The following is a 21,645-nucleotide window of genomic DNA, read 5'->3' on the forward strand; positions in this document are numbered from 1 at the left end:
GTTTACTTCCGATATCCCGGTAAGCCAGCACACTTTACTGGCTTTTTAGTGCATTTCAAACTCACGGTTATTCTTTATCGACTCCATGAATGTGTATGGGTTATCCACACCTATGCAGATCTTCTTAATCTGCCCAATTGGCTCTACCAATACAATTTCGACGTTTGGTACACCTGAGTAATTATAACGCTTTATACTTTTATCACGGGCAACAAACGTATCATTGCCATTGATGCTGGCTACATTCGACAGCGATACCGTTAATGGCTGGAATAGACCATACCGAATGCGTAAATCACCTCCGTCGATAGAGATGGGTCTTCTCACCATTGCTCTATATTCCGCTAAAAAAAACACTAAACTCAGCACGCTTAAAATTGTCACAACATTTGCGGCCATTGGAGACCACACAAAATGCAAAAGCAGATGCGTTAAAGGCAACTCTAGGGCAATTAAAAATACAAAACCCAGCAGGTTACTTTGAGCGCCATCTTTTTGATGATAGGTAAAATGCTGTGTTCCTCGATAATTTTCTGGCTTTACACGCTTGGCAAATAAAGCGAAAGTCCACATTCTTGTTTCAAAATTAAGTATCGTTGCAACAGCACTTTTACCTAAAAACCGTTCTATGGGTTGTGATATCGCCACGTCAGGATCAACCTCCTGATTGAGCGCCGTTTTAATCGCAAGGATGACCGTCACGATCGCCGCCGCCTCAAACAATAAAATGAGCGCAGACATGACATAGCGCCCATTTTCAAGATAGGGCCATATCAACTTACTATTTTCTGGAATAATGTAACTGCCCACCCAAACTGCAAGACAACAAAGAGTGAGGGCCTTTAGCAACGCTTCTTTTTTATTTTTCACTGCTAAAAAACAAATAATGGGTAAAACGATCAAGGCGTCGAGTAAATACAAGAATTCGAAGTTTGCTTGTCCAAAGTCGTTCAAGCGGCTATTGCTTTGGTAGTAAAATCCCCACCAAATTGAAATTGCAAGAAAGAACACGAATGGAAACTTTGAAACAATTACGGGCGACACAACCAACCATCCAAAAATAAGTTTTTGATACCCATAAAATACCAGAACTATTTTAGGTACACAATTGTGTAACAACAATTAATGAATGATTACATAGCTAAGAGCGGGGCTTGCTTGCACGTCAAAGAGAAATGCCAGTCGATACCACAATCAGAAAAGATAAACGACGTAACAGAAGAGCGCGATTTCATATCTTACACAACCCCAAGTTACACGCCAGAGGACGGGCATAACAGCATTTGAGTGATTTTAGAAAGACGTTTTGGGGGACTCATTTGCTGACTCACCTAGGTAAAGTCAGCAAAATGTTTTTATCCTGGTTAGAAATCTTTTAAGAAAATAAAGTGGTAGATTGCGTGTTTGCTTTTCAATGCTTGTTTTGTCGACTCACTCAACGGATTAGATTTGACATTGAGTAACATTAAATTTCGGTTGTTTGAGATCGAGAGCGATTTCAGATTATTGTTGCCCAGCCGCAAAACTCTTAAGTCAGTCAAATCGTCGATATTAATACTCGAAAGCATATTGTTACTCAACGACAGCTCTGTGATTGCATTATTTGTCGGCAAAAATACCCAGCTAATTTTGTTTCGACCCAGATCGACATACGTCAAATTCTCATTGTTGGAAAGGTCGGCTGAATACAGCTCGTTTCCTATCATACTTAACACTTTCAACTGTTTATTTTTACTTAGATTGACTGAATCTATGTCGTTCATCGACAGGTAAAGTGTCTCTAGATTAACATTATTTCGAAGGTCAATATCCGTAATTTTATTCGCAGACAACTCCAGTCTCGTTAACTGCAAATTTTGGCTGACATCAATGTCTTCAATATCATTCAAAGATAAATTGAGGTTTTCCAGCGATGGAAAATACTTCAGTTCACTAACACGCTCAATCATTGCCTGTGCACAGTTTAACTCCGTCACTTGATCAGTATATACCCAGTTATTCTTGGTAGCCTGCATTTGTACGCAATGTTTAAAGTTACCATCTGAAAATGGTATGTCAGCTATTCGTTCAATTGCGTAACCGGATACTGAACATAACGTGAGTAGCGTGCCTAGTATAAATTTATTTTTTAGTTTAATCATTTTAAGTCCATTTTATTGTATGAGTAGTTCATGAAATAAATTTATTCTATGGACAGTGAATTAAAAATGAACACCATGTAAGTATTTAAATAATTATGTGAATTTTTTAAATGCTTAATAACAAATGAATATACTTTCAACATTCAACGCTAAAAATATTCTTTGTGATTAAGCATATGGATATTCAGGCAGCTCAATTAAACGGAATATGTCTTAGCGCTGTACATTTTTATGGTAATAATACATCCATGTACAACCCCCCCCATAAAAAGAGGTATTTATACCTCAAGGCAGGGGACGCTTTCTGGAACATTTAGATCAGCTAATATTGAAGTGTATGCATTATGAGCATTGTCACTCAAGTAAGGCTCCATTCGTTTGAATAAGTCTAAAAGGCCGGCACCATGGCGAGCTTTAAACTTTGGGTATCGACCCGCTAATTCCAACTCATTGGCCGCCGTTAACTCACATAAAAGTATAGTATCCGCTTCACTTAAAGGAAATTCTTGCTGTGTAAAGCGGTTTCTAAATTGAATTGGCTGGTCACTTCCAAATTGCGGAAATACAAAGTCTCTGTCACATGCGCAATATAGATAAACCAGTGCTTCTTCTTCTTTGCCGATCAATTCAGCAATTCGGTTGCGCTGGGCCAAAGAGACCATGCTTTCATCAAAGCCATCGGTGCCATACGCCGCGTGAAACAAGCCAGCAACTTGCAACAACTCACCGCTTCCCCACTCTTTCAAAATGCGTTCCGTACCCTGTAAATGAGATTGCAAAGAACCGTCAAGGTGTTGAAAATCCCCTGCTCCCAGCGCCTGTAACACCTTAAATTTATCCATAGCTCACCACCCAATTATTATTTTCTCTCGATTGTACCTTAAAGATTTAAATTGATAACAGGGTCCGCTCACTTTTTCTAGATGTCACTTCTGCGGATCCTACTTTCCTTGACAAGTCTATAATTTGGTAATCAATTACTCCTTTTATCTGTTTGCTCTTAAGTTATAATTCTGCATCAAATAACAGCAATACATTTACGCGTGATGCGCGAGCACTCAAAAGGGGATTTATAATGAAAAGGTGGCTGATAGTATGCGCAGCGTTATTCAGCGCGACGTGTATGGCTAAAGAAGCGAATACACTATTCGCCGTTCATTCGGTAGAACTAAACCAACAGAATAAGCCAAAAGAAAGAACGCTATTTGAAAAAGGTGGACGCTTTCAAATTGAGAATATGGCAGATAAGTCAGTTAAAACGATTTATATTAATAAAAAAGTCAAAGGGGTTTACCTTGAAGCCGGAAACTATTGTTATTCGTCGGTATTTATTTCCCAATCTCAACGGGCACCGATTGTCAACCCAATCTGTTTCACTATTTCCAATACTCATGTAAATATCATAGGTACTTTTGTGATAGGCACCAGAGTCACAACCAAGGGCGCCTATGCATTAATTGTTGACATCAAGCAAAACTATACAGAAATTGCCCAAGCGGCAAATCAACCAAACGCAAAGCCAGTCCCATTGTTCAAACCTGAAGGTTAAAATAAACAGGATGGGGGTATACAACACGATACCGCCCCATTCTCTACTCTAATTCGCTTCAACCGGTGCTTGTGAGCTGATCAATCCTCGCCCGCTTTTTAGTGCTGCACTTACTTCTTTCTTCTTGTGCGCTGGCCAAGAATACGCTTTTTATCGCGTTGTTTGCGAGATTTTGATGAGTTTTTACGATTGTCTTTAGGCTCTCGAGTTAAATCTGGCGCATACCCCTCTAACCACTGTGGTGTTAGACGTGTATCTAAGAGTACTTCGATTTCCTCCAGCAACCACTGCTCATCAATACTAACTAATGATATTGAATGTCCGGCATTGCCAGCTCTACCAGTTCGACCAATACGGTGTATGTAATCTTCAGCCACATAGGGTAGTTCAGCATTAATAACGTAGTTTAGTGCTTTTATATCAATACCTCGTGCAGCTACGTCAGTTGCAACCAAGACCCGTGTTTTGCCACTTTTAAATTGCTCAAGAGCACGATCTCTGGCCCCTTGAGATTTGTCACCATGAATAGCTAACGTAGCCAAACCATCTTTGTTAAGCTCTTTCGCGTACTCATCCGCACTTTTTTTAGTGCGTGTAAAAACCAGCACTTGCTGCCAATTATTTTTGCCTATTAAATGTGAAATTAACTCGCGCTTACGCTCCTCATCAACCGCATAAAATATTTGATCGACTTTGTCTGCAGTGCTATTTTGCTGCTCTACGCCCACCCGCTGCGGGTTATTGAGCCAAGTATTTACCTGCGAAAGGACACCCTCATCCATTGTTGCAGAAAACAGCAATGTTTGACGTTTTTCTGGCATTTTGCGCATGATGCGCTTTATTTCGCCAATGAACCCCATATCCAACATACGATCTGCTTCGTCAAAGACCAACTGTTCAACAGTATTTAAAGACAACGTTCCTTTAATCATATGATCAAGCAATCGACCCGGTGTCGCCACAACAATGTCAGCGCCTGCTTTTAATATCTTTTCTTGCGGGCCAATATTTGCGCCACCATAGATACACGCTACTTTGACTTCACTGAACTTTGCCAAGCGTCGAGCGTCTTTTGCAACCTGCTGTGCAAGCTCTCGTGTGGGTGCAAGTACCAAAGCACGTACAGCACTCTTGGTGTGTGCAGCGGTAATTAGCTGATTGAGGATCGGCAGCATAAAGGCTGCTGTTTTTCCAGTTCCTGTTTGAGCTGTGGCGAGTAAGTCATCGCCTTGCAAAACAATTGGAATGCTCAAATTTTGTATTTCCGTTGGCTCGACAAACTCGAGATGAGTGAGCGCTTGATTTAATTCGTCAACAAGATTTAAGGATTGAAAAGACATAGGTGCCTATTGATACAGCCAAAGATGCGCGGAGTATAGCAAATACGCCTTGCGCATGTGTACTAATACGCATCGCAATCTCGCTTCTCCATATTTGATCTGTATTATCCCGCTACACTTCATACCGAATCACTCATTGGAGAACTTATGGCAGACCGCGAATATGACTTAGTTGCAGTGCCTCACACCGCTAGGCGCGCCTCGCTCTCAATGCTCATGTTGATGCTGGGGTTAACATTTTTTTCTGCCAGTATGTGGACAGGTGGCAAGCTTGGGATTGGATTAGCGCCCTCCCAATTCTTCATCACGGTCGTAATCGGTAACTGTATTTTGGCAGTGTATACCGCAGCATTGGCCTACATAGGAGCTTCTACCGGTTTGTCTACTCATTTGCTTGCCCGCTTTTCGTTTGGTTTGAAAGGGTCATGGTTACCCTCTTTATTGCTTGCTGGCACGCAAGTTGGCTGGTTTGGCGTCGGCGTTGCGATGTTTGCCCTACCCGTTCAAAAAATAACTGGAGTGGACCTCAATACGCTTATCTTAATTACCGGTACGTTAATGACTGCCACGGCGTATATTGGGATCTCGGCGCTGATGGTCTTGTCCGCAATCGCTGTACCAGCAATCACATTGTTGGGTGGTTTTTCGGTATGGCTCGCATTAAAGGAGGCTGGCGGATTCGGTCAATTGACAGCACAACCCATTGAATCGTCAATGAGTTTAGCCCATGCCATTACCTTAGTCGTGGGTTCCTTTATCTCTGCAGGTACCTTGACCGCAGATTTTATGCGCTTTAGTAAAAATGCCAAAGTCGCTATGTTTATTACAGTTGTGGCATTTTTTATCGGTAACAGCTTAATGTTTTTATTCGGGGGCGCTGGCGCTGGTACGACAGGTCAAGCTGATATTTCCCAAGTAATGATGTTACAAGGTCTGATCATTCCCGCGATTATCGTACTTGGTTTGAATATATGGACAACCAATGACAATGCGCTTTATGCATCCAGCCTTGGGTTTGCCAACATCACAGGGTGGCCCAGTCAATGCCTTAGCATCGTCAATGGTGCAATCGGCACGGTGTGTGCCCTGTGGCTATACACTCACTTTGTAGATTGGTTGGTCTTTTTGTCTGCCGCGATCCCTCCCATCGGTGGTGTCCTAATTGCACACTACTTTACTAATAGAGCACACTATCGAAACATTGAGCACAGTGAGTTCACGTCGATCAACTGGTTCGCATTGTTCAGTGTTGCAACCGGGATTGCTGCAGGACATATTCTGCCCGGTATTGTGCCGCTCAATGCGGTTATAACGAGTTTAGGTTGCTTTTTACTATTTCAGAAGATGACTCGGTTGAGGGCGTAAATACCACACTGAAAAGCGGCTAAGTGATTAAAATAAATAACTTTAAAAGTGCGACAATTTGTCACATTTAAAACAGTGTTAGGTTCTTTATACTCGCCGCAGTTTTTTTCACTGAGTTGTTTTTGTGTTTGCGTATTCAAAAATCTCCCTCGGACTTTTCCTACTTGGCTTTACACAATTTGTTGCAGCCGAATCCCCCGCACAAATAGAACGTTTAGAAGTTACCGGATCGAAGATTAAAAATATCGACCTCGAATCGGCAAGTCCTATTACAACACTCACAGCTGACGATCTCGCAATAACCGGTGTGTCCAACTTGAAGAGGTTTTACAAAGCCTCAGCGTATCTGCGGGCCAAGCAGGTAATGCAAGCAATGCCTACTGGACGAGCAATGGTTATGCCACTGCGCAGGTCAACCTGCGTGGAATGGGCATTAAGCGTACATTGGTGTTGTTGAATGGCAAACGCCTCGTCGCGGGCGGTACGGGTGCCAATGATAGCCCAGATCTTAATATGATCCCTATGGCATTAATTAAACACATTGATATTCTTAAAGACGGTGCCTCAGCGATTTATGGTGCAGATGCCGTCGCAGGTGTGGTTAATATCATCACAAAATCTGACTTTGAAGGTGCACAACTCAGTGCGAAGTTAGGTCGAAGCAGTAAACAAGATGCTGAAAATACAGAAGTGAACTTCTCTCTTGGCAGCACTCTGGCGCATGGCCACATCTCCGTTAATTTAAATTACGTAGATAACGGCAATGCGCTTCAATCCACCCGTAACCCTTGCCCGCTGAGTGAATCTGACGGTGAGTTAAACTGCATCTACTCAGGCACAACCATCGGAGGTCGCGCCACATTAGCAGACGGCTTGGAAGTTCAATTTAATCAAATACCCACTCACCATGGCGACCATTTCGAAGTATATGACAGCCATAAACATGGCTACAATTGGTTTGAATCGCTCAATGCCTACAACCCGATGAAACGGATTAACTTAGCCACTTTCTTTGACTACGAATTTTCCAGTGATATTCAGATCGTAAGTTCACTGCTGTACGCAAATCGTCGCTCAGACCAAATTGTCACGCCAAGGAGATTCAAGCCTGTCGATGTCGCGGCTGATTTTATTTATAACCCAACAGGCCAAGCTCTCACGCTTAAACGCCGCCGTAATATAGAAATTCCGAATCCAGCGTTTTATCAACAGACTGATACAATCCAAGGGACTGTCAGTGTAAACGGGACCATAAAGAACCATTGGATTTGGCAAGGTACCTATAGTTGGGGCAGAAATACGGGTACTGACGGATGGCGTTATGACTTTGATGATGAGCGCGTTGCCCAAACGCTTAATGCAGCGCTTTGCAGCACCTCGGTCAATGCAACGCTACCGTGTGGCGATTATTTTGGTGTTGGTGAGCTTTCGGACCAAGTAATAGACTATGTGACTTATCGCCGAGAGGGAACAGGTGGAAATCAGATACACGCTCTCAGCATTGATTTAAGTGGCGACCTGATTGAACTCCCCGCTGGACCCTTAGCATTTGCAACCGGAGCGGTATACAGAAAAGAGAAAGGCTGGCGAAACCCAGATATAATCGCGATGCAAAATGGCGAAGAGGATGCCATTTCTGGCAGCACGGATGTAAAAGAAGCTTTCATCGAGTTATCGGTCCCCATTTTAAAAGAGGTGTCAATGGCAGACTCCATGAGTGTTGACCTAGCCCTACGCTACTCAGATTATGCGCATTTTGACGCAAAAACCACTTACAAGTTAGGAGTTACATGGCACATCAACGAACAAATGATGTTGAGAAGTGTTCGCTCTAGTGCATTTAGAACTCCAACCATCACTGAACAGTTTGGTGGTACCAATGTTGAAAACCTAATCACGATAGACCCATGTGAAAACGCAACGGGTCATATTTTAAATAATTGTTTGGCTGCGGGTATGCCGAGTGATTTTATACAAGATGGTTCAACCATTAGAACAGGTGGAGGCGGTAACCCTTTTATAGGGCCAGAAACAGCACATACTTTTACCTTTGGATTTGTCTACCAAGGTGAGGCGCTCTCAGCGACGCTAGATTACTTCGATATCGAGGTCGATAATGCGATTAAATCTATCGCGGGTTCTCATATGCTGCGCTTATGTTACCGTGATCCCGTTGCTTATGCAGCCTACTGCAACAGCTTTATGCGAGACCCTAGGACTCGGCAAATTACATTCCTTGAAAAACGACCAATGAACGCAGCCAGCGAGCACGTATCCGGCTTGGATGTGAATGTGCGTGTGGGCGGTAACATCGAACAATATACGTACCGAATAAATTGGGATACAACTCGCTTACTCAAACACGAGAACACGGCTTTTGTCGGCGCAGAGAAAACACAGCTGTTGGGGAAAATTACATCTGATAGAGGTAGTTTTACAAAATGGAAGTCCAATTTAACCGCGACTGTGCTCGTTTCAAACTGGCAGGCCGCTTACAGTATGCAATACATTGGCAAAGCAGAGGACGAAAATGGAGGAGGCCCAATTGGCAGCAATGTGTCGAACGTGTTTTATCATGATGTGCAAGCCAGTTACAGCTTTGACAATTCACTCACATTATCGATTGGTATCGACAACTTGTTTGACAAACGCCCGCCATTTTTAACCTCTTGGAATGATGCTAATACGGATGTGTTTACATACGATACAGTGGGCAGACGCGGCTACTTAAAATTGAACTACACATATTAAAAACGCGAGATAAGTGACCGAGTGCCGCTTGCATATATGCGAGTGGCATTTCACATAAACATCCGATTTTAAAGGTCGCCATTTACACGGCCTCAACGATAAATACGCGCATCAATTACATTTTATCAAAGATTATTTCAAAAAGAGTAATATATAATCAACCTAGCTCTTGTTAAGATTAGGGGCAATGCAACTGAAAGGATAATAAAAAATGCCACCTAGCTTAATTGAAATAGGCTTACCAATCGCGCTCATTCTAATCATGATGGGAGTTGGCTTAAGCTTAACGACACACGACTTTGCACGTGTCCTCAAACAACCCAAAAGCTTTTTTATCGGTGCGGCTTGCCAGCTGTTCTTGCTCCCTCTGATGGCTATTGCTGTCATTGCGATAACAGGCCTTAGCACGGAGCTGGCGATTGGGCTATTTATACTTGCACTGTGCCCTGGCGGTACGACTTCAAACTTGTATACGTATTTGGCCAAAGGAGACGTGGGATTATCGGTGTCTTTAACCGCTATTGTTGGTTTTATCACCCCATTTATTTTGCCATTTATGGCAGCCTGGGCAATTGGCTTTTATGGTCAAGGTACCACACCTATCGAGTTTCCAGTCTTAAAAGCATGGATTCAACTTATCGTTGTTGGCGTCATTCCTGTCATTATAGGGATGGGCCTCAGAGCCAAATGGCCTGAGTTTGCTAAAAAATCGGGACCATACATCAACTGGTTTTCTGTGTGTGTTCTGCTGTTGGTCATAGTCAGCATATGTCTTCAACTAGGTGATAAACTCGTTGACTACATTGTCATGGCTGGCCCTGCAGTTATTCTCCTCAACCTCATAACAATGCTGCTTGGCTATGCCGTAGCAACACTGTACCTACAAAATAAAGCCCAAACACGTACAATTACGCTAGAGGTCGGCTTACAAAATGGTACCTTGGCACTACTCGTGACAACGGGCATTCTGAAAGATGAGATCATGTCTATCGCACCTAGCATTTATGGCTTGTTTATGTTTATCAGTGCGGGGATTTTTGTCGCATGGGTGAGGCGTTCAGCACCGCCCGTTGAGTCTCATGAGCCGGTATAACAAAAGACGCCACAAGCAATCCCAGATTTAGCGAACAATAAATAATGGTATGTAACCAACTACTTGGGAGTTAAACCAAGCTGCTCGTTACAATATAGAACGTCTCATTAGCCGCTCTGAACGCTAGAAAAGTTAGGTGTTAAAAACACACCTAACTTCCATGACGTTTAGGCGCGCTTCGCAATATAACGTGCCTATTATTTGGATGAATAAAATGTCATGAAACTTGCTTACAACAACCTAAAACTGGAGTGGAAAAGGTCAATGTATAACGGCGATGAGGAAGGGTAGCAGCAGAGCCACCACCCAAGCTGTTTGCTATGTCCTATCAAAAACCAATGGCATGGCATTATCAGCCACGTCAATGACATTGCCATCGCGATAAACGCACTGTCCATTTACGAATGTATAGCGTATTTGATGTGAAAATTGATGACCCACAAACGGAGACCAATGGCAGTGATAGAGGGTGTTATCGTGCCTTATGGTGTCGCCTGGCTTAGCGCTGACGACTGCTAAATCAGCAAAATACCCTTCTCTAACAAATCCTCGTTCTTTTACTTTATATCGTTTGGCTGGGTTATGTGCTGTTTTCTCAACAACCTGTGTCAACGTCATATTACCCTGTTGAACTTGGTCAAACAAAGTAAGCAGCGCATGCTGTACCAATGGTAAACCGGCTGGTGCTTTAGCAAAAGTCTGCTGTTTCTCTTCCCAAGTATGTGGCGCATGATCAGTGGCAATAATATCTAGTCTGCCACTGGTCAATGCTTCGATTAACGCAAGTCTATCTGATTCCGCTTTAATTGCTGGGTTACACTTGATTAAATTGCCTAAACGGTCGTAGTCCGCCTGATTGAACCACAAATGGTGTACGCATGCTTCAGCAGTAATTTGCTTTCCATCAATTGGACCTGGCTCAAACAGATCCATTTCTTTCGCCGTCGTGATGTGCAATACATGCAGCTGTGTCCCATACTTCTTAGCTAGATCTACCGCATATGATGAAGATTGGTAACATGCATTCGCATCTCTGATCACAGGATGATCTTGTATCGCCAGCTCCTTGTTGCCTAGCTTGGCTAAATTACTAGCGATCACATCTCCTTTTTCACAGTGTGTCGCAATCAGTACTGGGCACTCCTTAAAAATCGCTTCCAAAGCACTCGGGTGCTCTACCAATAAGTCTCCTGTAGATGCCCCCATAAATACTTTCACGCCACATACGATACTTGGGTCACAGGCTTTGATTTCATCTAGGTTATCTGGTGTAGCGCCCAAATAAAATGAATAGTTTGCCGCAGAAGTGCGGGCCGCAATTTGATGCTTATGCATGACCGCCAATTGATCTGTGGTGGCAGGACTCACATTCGGCATTTCCATGTAGCTGGTGATCCCTCCAGCGACAGCTGCGCGTGATTCGCTACCAATTGTCCCCTTCCAGTCGAGACCAGGCTCTCTAAAATGTACTTGATCATCGATCATGCCTGGGATTAAAAAGTCTCCACCGAGATCAATCACCTGCTCGATCCCTGTGGCGGAAATTTCTGGAGCTATTTTATCAATCCTTTGCCCTACGATACGCACATCACATGATTCAACTTTTCCTTCATTGATCAATTGTGCATTTTTAAAAAGAATATTCGCCATGGATACTTCACCTATAAAAAGTGTTAATAAATCTAATCTGTGATCGGGTATATGTATACGAAGTCACTAACGACTCAACTCAATCGATGCCTCTTCCGCCTGTGCTTGACAGCTTTTGCAAACACCTTGAAATTCGAATTGGGGCGAGTTGAGTTGATAACCACATGCTTGGATCTGCTGCGACAATTGACGCATGAGCTGGCTAGACATATGTACTTCATCGACCTTTTGGCAAACGGAGCATATTAAAAACTGATTGTGTGGATGGGGTTTATGGCAGTCGATATGAGCACAGCAAATGTACTTATTGACGGTGTCTAACTTATGTACCAGATCTGCCGCAACTAATAAGTCTAAAATACGGTAAATAGAGACGGCAGGTAGGGTAAGCGCTAAATGCTCTTTGCAATATTGCGCAAGCTCATAAGGCGACAACGCTTGGTCAGCCATCATCAAACCTTGAAAAATAGCCACTCTTTTTTCAGTCGCTTTGATCCCAGCATGGTTAAAAACTTCTCTTAAGTAATCCTTATTACTGTTTTTTTGACACATATAGCCCCGAATACTGTCGCATTTTAATTTGTTATATTATAACATCTCACACAATATCTATCTATCGCAATAGCTTTCCTGTCAAATTTTGCGCGTAAAATAAAATTCATAGTAAGTTGTGTACAGATAAAAGTAAGTGTTCAAACCTGCAAATTTTTAGGGGTAATTAGCATGGTCTCGAGAAGACAATTCACCAAGGGGTCAGTTGCTCTGGCTTTTTTAGGTCTCAATAGCAGTTTACTCGGCTGCTCACGAAAACAATCACAGTTGCAAACACCAACCAGTACAGGCTACGGCCCACTCATTGCGGATGAAAGAGGTTTGTTGGATTTACCGGCAGGTTTTAGTTACGAAGTAATTTCCTCGCTAAATGACCCGATGGACGACGGGCTAGTTGTTCCAGACAACGCGGATGGCATGGGGTGTATTGACCTTGGTGATCATCGAGTTGCGCTGGTAAGAAACCATGAATTGAGCCCGAAACATCTCAAGACTGCCGCACCTGCTATCGCTCAACATCAAAGCGAAAAAGCTTACGATACAATTAAGCAAGGTGTCGCTTTACCTGGCGGCACCACCACCATCATTTATGATCTACAAAAACAGAGAATAGAGCAACAGTATTATAGCCTAGTTGGCACGATACGAAATTGTGCGGGCGGCACCACGCCTTGGGGAACTTGGCTGAGCTGCGAAGAAACAGTGAGAGTACCTGATAACGAAATTGCCAAAAGTCATGGGTTTATTTTCGAAGTCCCCGTCGACAAACCCGGCTTGTGTGAGCCTATCCCATTATTGGATATGGGCCGTTTTAACCACGAAGCCGCTGCAGTAGACCCTAGAACAGGGATCGTCTACCTGACTGAGGACAGAAACGACAGTTTATTCTATCGCTTTATACCCAATCGTAAGGGCGTTTTAGCGGCAGGTGGAACGCTGCAAGCACTCGTCTTGAAGCATGCCAACAAATTTGACAGCAGAAATTGGCACGCACAAGATATGCCTGTGTCAACCTGGTATGAAGCGAGTTGGATAACACTGGATAACCCACAAAGCCCTGATGACGACCTACGAGTAAGAGGACATGCACTGGGAGGCGCGCTGTTTGCCAGAGGTGAAGGCATCCATTTTGGCAATAACGAGCTATATTTCTGCTGCACCAATGGCGGTGAAAAAGAACTTGGTCAAATTATGCGTTACCAACCATCAGCATACGAAGGTAAGCCGGAAGAGGAACAACACCCTGGGCAATTGCAATTGTTTTTGGAAAGCAGTGATAAATCACTATATAACTTTGGTGACAACTTAACGGTGACCCCACAGGGGCATTTACTGGTGTGTGAAGACCAGTATACTGCGATCACTAAAAACCATTTGCGTGGAGTATCACCAGAGGGGGCTGTTTACCCATTTGCTAAGCTCAACGCTCAAACAGAACTTGCCGGTGCTTGTTTCTCACCTGACGGAGAAACGTTATTTGTAAACCTATACTCCCCGACAAAAACACTCGCGATTCGCGGTGATTGGGCTAGTTACAAAGCATAGCCAAACTTCAACTTTAGCCAATGATGAAATATCATTGGCTAAGCTCTTTTTTTCAATAAAAGTGACTGTTTGTCTCCTAATACTGAATCGAACATACGCATGGCTTCGGCTTGATGTGAACCCCATAATTTAGCATCAAAATGCTTTAGCCAATATACTGCCGTGCTCGCCATTATGTGATTTGCAAAGGCACTGCCAGGGCACTTTGAGTTTCCTACTCCATACACAAATAACGACGGGGGCTTGGGACTATTGGTAAAACCGAAGGCCTTGCAAAAACGTGATGGATCAAACTTGTTTGGCTCACTGAAAATCTGCTCATCTTGGTGGTGTATTTGCGAAATAAAGCCTAACCAGTGCCCCTTAGGCACGACAAATTTCTTCCCATCAGTTCCTTGAATCATGATATTAGATTCTACCAACCTGTAAATGGGCTTATTTCCACGCAATCTAAGCACCTCTTTAATAAGCGGCAACATATCAAAATTGGGGTTCGCTCTAATTTCATTGGCATAAAAGCGATGCTGGACAAGCGTTCGATAAAACGATTGCATCGAAGGTAAGATATTCGACAGTGAACCCCATAAAAAATATAGCAATACTTTTGCTTTATCTTCTTGACTTATCGTTGAGCTGCTAAATAACCCTACGTTTAACGATTGTATGAGCGGGGTTTGCGCCTCAACGAGCACTTGTTCAAGTCGTAAAAGTAGCTTTTCTTTGGCGCGGCTTGCGACATTAAAAGCTTCCCTACATTTAGCAACAGTAGGTGACAAGCTTTCACTAAAGTTAAAATATTCAACTATGGCTTGGTCGTTCGCTAAAGCTTCACCAAAAAGTGAATACAGGCTTGCCTTTACCATGGTATTGAGTTGCAATTCGGCTAACTCAATTTCGCAATATTTATGTGTACTTAAAGAGCGCTCAGCAAATTTATGACATTCAAAATCGAGTCTTTCATTGTAACATACTTTTGTTTTTTCTAGCTTTTTACCTTTTAGTGCGAGTACAAAGTCTCGATTCATTTGGGCAATTTGTGGCTCATCGCAAAATACATTGTCGATCTCAAATTGAGTCCTAATTTCCACAAGTTCAGGATTTATATCCATCTTATTTTTTGTCACGACATCACTGAATAGGTCTGACTCCTGGACTAATGTGATTTTTGGCCCATTAAAAATAGACAATGTGAATATGTTTCCAAACTGAGCCACACACGATTTAATATAATCAACCAAGTTTAGACCATTCATTTGGCTTACGTCGGTCAATGCAACATGCACAGGTTGCTCAAGACTATTTTGATTTTGTTCAAGTCGGTTCACACCTTCCATGACTTATATCCCGTTTGTTGGAGCACTAAGCAACAAAGCTTTTTTGCGCAACAACAAAAATTTGTGTTGAAGTATTGGTGAGGGCTGAACCTGCCCAATCGCCGTGCCATTCTAAAGGTACTAAGCCACACATTTCTAACATGTGGGTTAGTTCAGCGGCATTATAGAGACGCACCTTAAACTCATAGCTATATTCTTCGCCTTCTATATTAAGCGCACGATTGGTTGTTAATATTTTACTGTGTGGATCGTATTGCGTATCCAAGCCTTTAAATTGACGTGCAATACCATTTTCACTGCCCTTTACTGCCGCAGACTCACCGTTGAGAACATTTAACAACAGACGTCCACCGGGCTTAAGTGCGGATGACATTTCTTGCATCACCTGCAAGTTAGTTTTATCGTCAAAGTAGCCAAACGAACTAAAAACGTTAAATATTCTGTCGTACTTTTCTTTAAACCTGAGATCACGCATATCTCCTTGCATAAAATTGACAGAAAGACCGGCTTCTTTTGCAAACTGTTGGGCTCGTTCAATAAACAAAGCATTGTAGTCTAATGCATCAATTTCAAACCCTTGCTCAGCCAATAACTTTGCATGACGCCCAGTACCACAAGGAATATCAAGTATCTTCATGCCCTTTTCTAATGCAAGAAAGCTCTGAATTTGCTTCGCTTGTTGCTGGTTTAGCATTAGGTCAAAAGAGGCACTCTCTAAATGACCTGTAATTAAGGGATTAAAAGCTCGCTCGTAATCAAAGAGAAATTCAGACAAGTTCTACTACCTCTTACATTTGTCATTGCAACCAGTAATAGGCTGTACACGTCGTGGTACAGCCTTATTCTGCTTATTTGTTTTTTGGACCGACGCCTGGCTTTCTATCCACAAGACAAATAACACATCCACAGAATCTTGCGCCCTTGTTACGCTCTAGGTTTTTGTTTACAAGTGAATTGATGATTTTTGATTTATTCATGATCTCTCCAAAAAATGGTTGATTAGTATTTTCTAAGGTTTTTAATGTTTTGCTCAGAGTAGATTTCTGGATATTCTTGATACCACTTGAGCAAAGTGTTTTCGCCCAAAGCATCATAAACGTACGAGTATTGAGCCTCTAACTCAGCCTTACGCTCGCTTATAAATACACTTTGGGCGTTTTCATAGTCGCTTTTCATTTGCTCTTTTTCGCGCAATGTTGTCGGACTATGATGTAAAAACTCACCAAAAAATTGAAGACAAAAAGCCTCATAATCTCGAGTAAACAGAATAAAGGTGTGCCACATTTCATCGATGATTAAAATTTCCTTATGCACATAGATTTCTGGACCTGACTCATTTGAAGCTTGGTGCATTAACCACAGTAACTTTTTCATCTCTTCGAAAATGGCTGCGGACTCATCTCTGGACACATCGAACGATTCCGTAAATTTGTCAATAACATTGTCATTTTGATATGACATCACGTTTGAATATCGTTGTTGCTTTTCGATCGATTGAGGGATGGTGTATAGATTATCCATGTTGTTCTGTTGTATATCCTTTTGTCTTGACGGGTTTACTCTATCATTCAAGGGGCGCGGTCACAACTGGAAAAAATGACAGTTATGAGAAGTACTTAGGCAAAGGCTGGCTTAATAGGTATTTGAGCACTCATGCACAAAAACAGCGCTACAAACACAAAGGCCCAATCGCATAGGCAATCGGGCCAATTATTTTTTAAGCTATCACGTTGAAAAGGTTTAACCTAGTATTAGAATTTATTACTTTGCAAACGAGACAATACTTTTACACCCAACTTTTCGGCGACCACACTGAGGCCAATACCCAACCGCTCTGCAATGGCTTTTTTCGCTTTGTACGTCACTTTATAAAGCTGATGGGTGGTATTTAACTCAAGCAAAATATCATCACTGGTTTTAATTTCGTCAACGAGAGCAAACTCTTTTGCGTGAGTTGCAAACCAGTGTTCACCCGTAGCTACTTTATCCATGTCTAAGTTCGGTCTATGCTCTGATACAAATTGTTTAAATAACGTATGAGTATGCTCTATTTCGCTTTTAAACTTCTCACGACCCTGCTCTGTATTTTCACCAAACATTGTCAAAGTTCGCTTATATTCTCCAGCCGTTATTTGTTCAAATTCAACATCATTTTTCTTCAAAATCTTATTAAAATTAGGAATCTGAGCAATCACACCAATAGAGCCAACAATGGCGAAAGGCGCCGCAACTATTTTATCCGCGACACATGCCATCATATAGCCACCACTTGCCGCGACTTTATCGATACACACAGTGAGTGGTAAACCTGACTGTTTAAGCCTTATCAACTGTGAAGCTGCTAGCCCATAACCATGCACAACCCCACCACCACTTTCTAAATTAACCAACACTTGATCTTTTTCTTTATCGGCAACAGTGAGTACTGCGGTGATCTCTTCACGTAAATTGGTCACTTCGTGGGCATCAAGACTCCCCGAAAAATCGATCACAAACGCCTGGCCTTGAGGTTTGTCCTTTGCCTCTTTTTTGCTTTCCTTGAGGTAGGCTTTTAATTCCTTTTTATCCAGAGTTTGGTGTAAAAATGATTCTTTTGCCTGCGCTAGTTCATCAGAGAGATCCTTAATTTCAATCTCACCCGATTTGGATTTCGGCTTTTGGCTTGCTCCCACAATCAAAATGACGATGGCGCCAATCGCAATGACCACTGTCACCGCCTTAGCTAGAAACAAACCATATTCGAACAAAAATGCCAAAGTTATCTCCTGAATATTTCGTTAACCAAAAAAAAAGCCGCTAACGAGCGGCTTTTCAATCTTGTCTTAAATGCGATTACTTTGCAATGACTGTTGTATCAGTAATTGGCAAAGATAGGCCTTTTGACGCTAAATAAGTCGCTACTTGCTTTTGCATCTCTAGGCTTGCTTGTGCATGACCTTGCGCAGTACCACCAGTCAACTCGTCAAAAGACGTTGTCAGTAGTGAACTGTGGTGCCCCTGTGAGAAGTTCACTACATAGCGTCCCGCTGTGCCATCCGTAGACAACTTAGATTCAGTTGCAGTCTCTAAGCCCATAAATGCAGCCAGCGGTGTGCTGCCACCCAGCGGGTTACGTGCAGCCGTGTTTGGTGGAATAACTTGATCGGCTTTGTTATCACCTTCACCACCCACAACGACGCTCATGTAAATTGGTGAATTAACAGCCCTTACTAAAGGTGCGTAGTTAAGCGGATCTGCGCTGTCTAGCACTGTCTGTGATGCATAAGCAAACTGATTAACTGTTGCATCGATTGTTGCCAATGCCGCGGTGTCGCCTTCAGCTTCCAGTGTCGCAGTAAATGTACTGTATGCACAGTTTGTAAAGCGACTTGGGTCTTGTGCAAATGCACCGCAATCAGTAATCGCACCTTCACCTAAGTATGCGGTAAACTTTTTAGAAATAGCAAGATCAGACGCACCAACTAGGACGGCTGACTTTACAACTGGGCCAAAAGAAGCTGACTCAACTAGGAAGTTCGCAATCCCCGCGCCACCACTTGATAATGCTGCAGCCCCAACTTTAAACAGCGGCTCAGCAGGCTTTAATACTTCTTCTTCAAACGGAAGGTTAGCATGGGCGATAAAGCTTGGTGCAACAACAGATCCAAGCGACTGACCAACAAAGCTTACGTCGTTCGTATTTAACAGCATTGGGACTTGAGATGCCGCATTGATTGCATGTAAGCCCAAGCGAAGTGCCAATAAATCAGCGGTAGATTGGCGCAAATTATCACGCGCAACCAATAGCGACTGCAAATTCATGTAGTGTAAAACACTGTTTGTAGATGCGTTGAATTCATCGATTCCATCATCGTTAAGGTCAATGCCACGCTCACCATGTAGTGGGTGGTCAATTGCAACGGTCGCAAAACCCGCTTGCGTTAACGCCAGCGTTAAACCAAGCATGTCTTCTTTTTTACTGGTAATACCATGCTGCATGATAACAACTGGCCATCCTGTTTCAGGGCGATTTGTTTCAACCATTGGCATTGTTATTTGTACCGGCGCATTAGCAACCCATTGCTGCTTAGGGATTGGGTTATATTTAGTCAAGAACTTTTGCTTGTCTAGCCCAAGATCCCTCAACTGACCGTTGGATAATGCACTACACAACGCATCATTTGATTCAGGATCAGTCACCGGCGGTAGCTCACCTGCCGCAGCTTTAACCGCCGCAAGTGCAACGCCATTATCACATTGTGCTTCCCAGTAAGTTTCGGCTAGTGCTGTGCTGTCAGTATTTTTAGGAAGTGGAGAGTACATTGGCAACTGTACATTACCTTTGATGTATCTGACACCCTGAGCTAACGCAAGTACTTCATCCGAAACTGGAATCTGTAACATAGTAAATACATCAGCAACCGATACAACGCCCTGCGCTGGTACCGTCACCATTGGCTGTCTTTCAGTTCCAATGGTTGAAGCCAACAGTTTCTTGATTGAGCCAACCACAGCCCCGGTTGACTGAGTCGTCATAGCCGCCGTGTAGACAATATCGGATGCACTGATTGATTCACTTGAAACAAGTGCCTGTTCATAACTGCGAATCACAGCTTGAAGGGATTTTTGAGCGTCTGTGACCAATGGCGCCTCTTGGCGCAATAGGGTATACGTTGACGACGGTGATAAACTGCGCCCCCCCTCTACATTATCTTTAATGCCTGTAGTCAAAACAGTGATATACGTCGTGTTTGTTTTAAATGGCTTAACCGGGATCACATTGATGTTTTTGCCATCCTCACTAAGCTGAGATACGAAGTCGCCTGTAGGGCCAAAAGTAAGCTCGTTAACTACCTTACAAGCCAGTGCCGCAGAGAACCCTGTACAAGCTTCAGTTTCTGGATCAGCACCCATTACGACTTCAAAAATTCGCACAGAGCCTGGGGTTGCAACTGAGGTTGCATCTATTTCAACATTCGCCGGTGTGTCTAACGCGATTTGGTATGGCATCTGAGTTGACCAACCGTCAAGACCACCAATCGCTAAAGAGGGATCAGCGTAGCCTGCTTTTGAAACCAAAGGCATGGATTCAGAGTCGAGTTCACCTGGAATGTTAAGTGTGCCATCTTGTGTACCGCTAAATAAGATGTCATTAGGTATGGAAATAACGCCATTGGAAGGATCAAACTTTACCGATGCAACGGGTGTTACAGGTTTGGTATCTTGTTTTACATCTGCTAGCGTTTCACCGCCACCACAGCCCGCTAAAGCGGCTGAAACAGCAAGTGGTAGTATCAGTTTCTTCATTATATTGGCTCCGACATAATTTTATTATTATTGTTTCTCGGTCGAGTCTCACCCCTGCCTTAAGATGTAAGCACCCATAAGCCGCCGAGAATAATTCGTTAAAACTATGTAATTTTGCTTTTAATAAGACATTAGACCAGTTTAACTTAACGCAAAGTGTAGCCTTTCGCCACTCCTATTTGCAATAAATTCGATAACTTGCGTCATGACTATGATAAAATATAGCAAATGTATTTGTTAGAGGTCCAATATGCACACATATGATGCAGCTAGCAACACGCTAGAAAATAAGGTGATTTTAGTCACTGGAGCAGGAGACGGTATTGGCCGTGTCGCAGCAATAAATTATGCGAAACACGGTGCAACAGTTATTCTTCTTGGGAAAACGACCAGCAAATTAGAAGCGGTTTACGACGACATCGTGGCAGCTGGTTATCCTCAACCTGCTATCGTCCCATTGGACCTCAAAGGTGCAACAAAACAACATTATCGAGATTTAGCTGCAACCATCGAACAACAATTTGGAAAATTAGATGGACTACTAAACAATGCCTCTATTTTGGGCACAATGGGACCGCTCGAGCACTTCTGCGTGTCTACATTTGAAAATGTAATAAAGGTGAACGTTACTGGCCAAGCAATGATTACACGCTTTTTGTTTCCTGTTTTACGTAAGGCGCCCAAAGCATCTATCGTTTTCACTTCTTCTGGCGTTGGCCGACAGGGTCGTGAGTTTTGGGGGGCTTATGCTATCTCAAAGTTTGCTACAGAAGGTATGATGCAAACATGGGCAGCTGAAGTGGGCAAAACGAATATTCGGGTTAACTGTATTAATCCAGGCGCAACACGAACGAGTATGCGCGCTACCGCATTTCCAGGCGAAGATGCTGATAAGTTAAAGACGGCAGAGGATTTGATGCCAACTTATTTATACTTGATGTCTGATGACTCAGCAGATGTGAATGGCCAGTCAATAGACGCACAGCCAAAATAAAATACTGAGATCAAAAAGGGCGCCATCGCGCCCTTTTTTAGTGCC

Annotated in this window: 17 protein-coding genes; 6 read left to right on the forward strand and 11 right to left on the reverse strand. The window is 42.9% G+C overall.

The genetic code is table 11. The features are described 5' to 3' along the window. Window positions 1-45: 45 nt before the first annotated feature. The 3 genes from L1286_RS06945 to L1286_RS06955 all read right to left on the reverse strand — a co-directional run bounded on the left by L1286_RS06945 (window position 46) and on the right by L1286_RS06955 (window position 2,983). Window positions 46-1,044, reverse strand: coding sequence for a hypothetical protein (locus L1286_RS06945; protein ID WP_235406181.1), 999 nt, complete (start codon window positions 1,042-1,044; stop codon window positions 46-48). 320 nt (window positions 1,045-1,364) lie between these two features. Then, window positions 1,365-2,141, reverse strand: coding sequence for a leucine-rich repeat domain-containing protein (locus tag L1286_RS06950; protein ID WP_235406182.1), 777 nt, complete (start codon window positions 2,139-2,141; stop codon window positions 1,365-1,367). 278 nt (window positions 2,142-2,419) lie between these two features. Next, window positions 2,420-2,983, reverse strand: coding sequence for a DUF6817 domain-containing protein (locus L1286_RS06955; protein WP_235406183.1), 564 nt, complete (start codon window positions 2,981-2,983; stop codon window positions 2,420-2,422). Between the two features lie 233 nt (window positions 2,984-3,216). On the opposite strand from L1286_RS06955, the gene L1286_RS06960 reads away from it, so the two are divergent. Continuing rightward, window positions 3,217-3,690: a hypothetical protein gene (locus L1286_RS06960; RefSeq protein WP_235406184.1), complete on the forward strand. Its 474-nt coding sequence runs from the start codon at window positions 3,217-3,219 to the stop codon at window positions 3,688-3,690. A gap of 110 nt (window positions 3,691-3,800) precedes the next feature. On the opposite strand, the gene L1286_RS06965 is transcribed toward L1286_RS06960, so the two are convergent. Next, a complete protein-coding gene (locus L1286_RS06965) occupies window positions 3,801-5,030 on the reverse strand; it encodes a DEAD/DEAH box helicase (protein ID WP_235406185.1) in 1,230 nt (409 codons plus the stop codon). A gap of 147 nt (window positions 5,031-5,177) precedes the next feature. Here L1286_RS06965 and codB point away from each other — a divergent pair, with 147 nt between their 5' ends. The 3 genes from codB to L1286_RS06980 all read left to right on the forward strand — a co-directional run bounded on the left by codB (window position 5,178) and on the right by L1286_RS06980 (window position 10,239). Continuing rightward, complete coding sequence (gene codB / locus L1286_RS06970) at window positions 5,178-6,395, forward strand: cytosine permease (protein WP_235406186.1); 1,218 nt, start codon at window positions 5,178-5,180, stop codon at window positions 6,393-6,395. Window positions 6,396-6,821: 426 nt separating this feature from the next. Then, window positions 6,822-9,146: a TonB-dependent receptor domain-containing protein gene (locus tag L1286_RS06975; RefSeq protein ID WP_235406187.1), complete on the forward strand. Its 2,325-nt coding sequence runs from the start codon at window positions 6,822-6,824 to the stop codon at window positions 9,144-9,146. Between the two features lie 211 nt (window positions 9,147-9,357). After that, complete coding sequence (locus L1286_RS06980) at window positions 9,358-10,239, forward strand: bile acid:sodium symporter family protein (RefSeq protein ID WP_235406188.1); 882 nt, start codon at window positions 9,358-9,360, stop codon at window positions 10,237-10,239. Between the two features lie 318 nt (window positions 10,240-10,557). On the opposite strand, the gene L1286_RS06985 is transcribed toward L1286_RS06980, so the two are convergent. Together L1286_RS06985 and L1286_RS06990 are read right to left on the reverse strand one after the other, a co-directional pair. Continuing rightward, window positions 10,558-11,889 (reverse strand): dihydroorotase, encoded by a 1,332-nt coding sequence (locus L1286_RS06985; RefSeq protein WP_235406189.1) that lies wholly within the window; start codon window positions 11,887-11,889, stop codon window positions 10,558-10,560. Between the two features lie 66 nt (window positions 11,890-11,955). After that, on the reverse strand, window positions 11,956-12,441 hold the full coding sequence (locus L1286_RS06990; protein ID WP_235406190.1) for a Fur family transcriptional regulator: 486 nt from the start codon (window positions 12,439-12,441) through the stop codon (window positions 11,956-11,958). Window positions 12,442-12,612: 171 nt separating this feature from the next. Here L1286_RS06990 and L1286_RS06995 point away from each other — a divergent pair, with 171 nt between their 5' ends. Then, entirely contained in the window at window positions 12,613-13,986 is a 1,374-nt protein-coding gene (locus L1286_RS06995) for an alkaline phosphatase PhoX (RefSeq protein WP_235406191.1), read from the forward strand. A 38-nt stretch (window positions 13,987-14,024) separates the two neighbouring features. Here the strand turns inward: L1286_RS06995 and L1286_RS07000 are convergent, their stop codons facing one another. The 5 genes from L1286_RS07000 to L1286_RS07020 all read right to left on the reverse strand — a co-directional run bounded on the left by L1286_RS07000 (window position 14,025) and on the right by L1286_RS07020 (window position 20,606). Then, window positions 14,025-15,320, reverse strand: a complete 1,296-nt coding sequence (locus L1286_RS07000; RefSeq protein WP_235406192.1) for a cytochrome P450 — start codon at window positions 15,318-15,320, stop codon at window positions 14,025-14,027. A 25-nt stretch (window positions 15,321-15,345) separates the two neighbouring features. After that, window positions 15,346-16,095 carry an SAM-dependent methyltransferase gene (locus tag L1286_RS07005; protein ID WP_235406193.1) on the reverse strand — a complete coding sequence of 250 codons (750 nt, stop codon included), beginning with the start codon at window positions 16,093-16,095 and terminating at the stop codon, window positions 15,346-15,348. A gap of 224 nt (window positions 16,096-16,319) precedes the next feature. After that, entirely contained in the window at window positions 16,320-16,841 is a 522-nt protein-coding gene (locus L1286_RS07010; RefSeq protein ID WP_235406194.1) for a glycine-rich domain-containing protein, read from the reverse strand. Between the two features lie 230 nt (window positions 16,842-17,071). After that, complete coding sequence (gene sohB / locus L1286_RS07015; RefSeq protein ID WP_235406195.1) at window positions 17,072-18,076, reverse strand: protease SohB; 1,005 nt, start codon at window positions 18,074-18,076, stop codon at window positions 17,072-17,074. A 76-nt stretch (window positions 18,077-18,152) separates the two neighbouring features. Beyond that, window positions 18,153-20,606 carry a VolA/Pla-1 family phospholipase gene (locus L1286_RS07020; protein ID WP_235406196.1) on the reverse strand — a complete coding sequence of 818 codons (2,454 nt, stop codon included), beginning with the start codon at window positions 20,604-20,606 and terminating at the stop codon, window positions 18,153-18,155. Between the two features lie 250 nt (window positions 20,607-20,856). Here L1286_RS07020 and L1286_RS07025 point away from each other — a divergent pair, with 250 nt between their 5' ends. Continuing rightward, window positions 20,857-21,600, forward strand: a complete 744-nt coding sequence (locus tag L1286_RS07025) for a YciK family oxidoreductase (RefSeq protein WP_235406197.1) — start codon at window positions 20,857-20,859, stop codon at window positions 21,598-21,600. The last annotated feature ends 45 nt before the right edge of the window (window positions 21,601-21,645 follow it).

The sequence above is a fragment of the Pseudoalteromonas sp. SMS1 genome (assembly GCF_021530565.1).
In the GTDB taxonomy this organism is placed as follows: Bacteria; Pseudomonadota; Gammaproteobacteria; order Enterobacterales; family Alteromonadaceae; genus Pseudoalteromonas.